The 1,147-nt window shown below is 66.6% G+C and carries 1 pseudogene; it reads left to right on the forward strand.

Features of this window, described 5'->3' with window-relative positions:
* Window positions 1–1,147, forward strand: a pseudogene (locus EOA24_RS38725) (hypothetical protein); the annotation flags it as partial.

Here is a 1,147-nt window from a genome sequence, read left to right on the forward strand (position 1 = left end):
GCGCTGATCACCGGCAGCGAGCACGAGAAGGACCGCCGCATCCGCTTCGAGAACGCGCCGCGCTTCGGCCTCGTCGGCAAGCCGCTCGACATGACCTACCGCGTCATTTCGACGGAGGGCAATGGCGCCCCGGTGGATGTGCGGGTCTCGGTCAATGGCGAGCAGGTCTCGGTCGAGCACGCGACAGTCGGCCAGCCGATGAAGCTCTCGGTCACCATTCCCAATGCCGGCCGCAACATCGTCCAGCTCGGCATCGACCGCGAGCCCGGCGAGCTGACGGACGCCAACAACCGGGCGATCGCCCTGGTCGACGGCATCCGCGAGAACCTGCGCGTGCTCTTGGTCTCCGGCGAGCCGCATGCCGGCGAGCGCACCTGGCGCAACCTTTTGAAGTCGGACGCGTCGGTCGATCTCGTCCACTTCACCATCCTGCGCCCGCCGGAAAAGCAGGACGGCACGCCGATCAACGAGCTGTCACTGATCGCTTTCCCGACGCGCGAGCTGTTCGTCGAGAAGATCAAGGATTTCGACCTGATCATCTTCGACCGCTACCAGCACCGCGACGTGCTGCCGATCCTCTATTACGACTACATCTCCGAATATGTCGAAAAGGGCGGCGCGCTGCTGATTGCGGCCGGGCCCGAATATGCGGGCGAGAACTCCATCGCCCGCACCCCGCTTAATGCCGCGCTGCCGGCCATGCCGACGGGCGAAGTGGTGGACAAGGCCTTCTATCCGCGCCTGACCGATCTGGGCCAGCGCCACCCGGTGACGCGCGGGCTCGACGGCTCGGCAAGCGAGCCGCCGCATTGGAGCCGCTGGTTCCGCACCATCGGCGTCAAGAATCCGGAAGGCGAAGTGGTGATGAAGGGCGCCGACGACCGGCCCCTGCTCCTGCTCGACCGCAAGGGCGAAGGCCGGGTGGGCATGCTCTTGTCGGACCAAGGCTGGCTGTGGGCGCGTGGCTTCGAGGGCGGCGGCCCGCATGTGCAGCTTTATCGCCGTATCGCCCACTGGCTGATGAAGGAGCCGGAGCTGGAAGAGGAACGGCTGACGGCCGACGGCCACGGCATGATGCTGGAGATCCGCCGCCAGTCGATGATCGACGATCCGGGCCCCGCCCAGGTGATCACGCCCTCCGGCAAGA

The sequence above is a fragment of the Mesorhizobium sp. M2A.F.Ca.ET.039.01.1.1 genome, from assembly GCF_003998035.1.
In the GTDB taxonomy this organism is placed as follows: domain Bacteria; phylum Pseudomonadota; class Alphaproteobacteria; order Rhizobiales; family Rhizobiaceae; genus Mesorhizobium.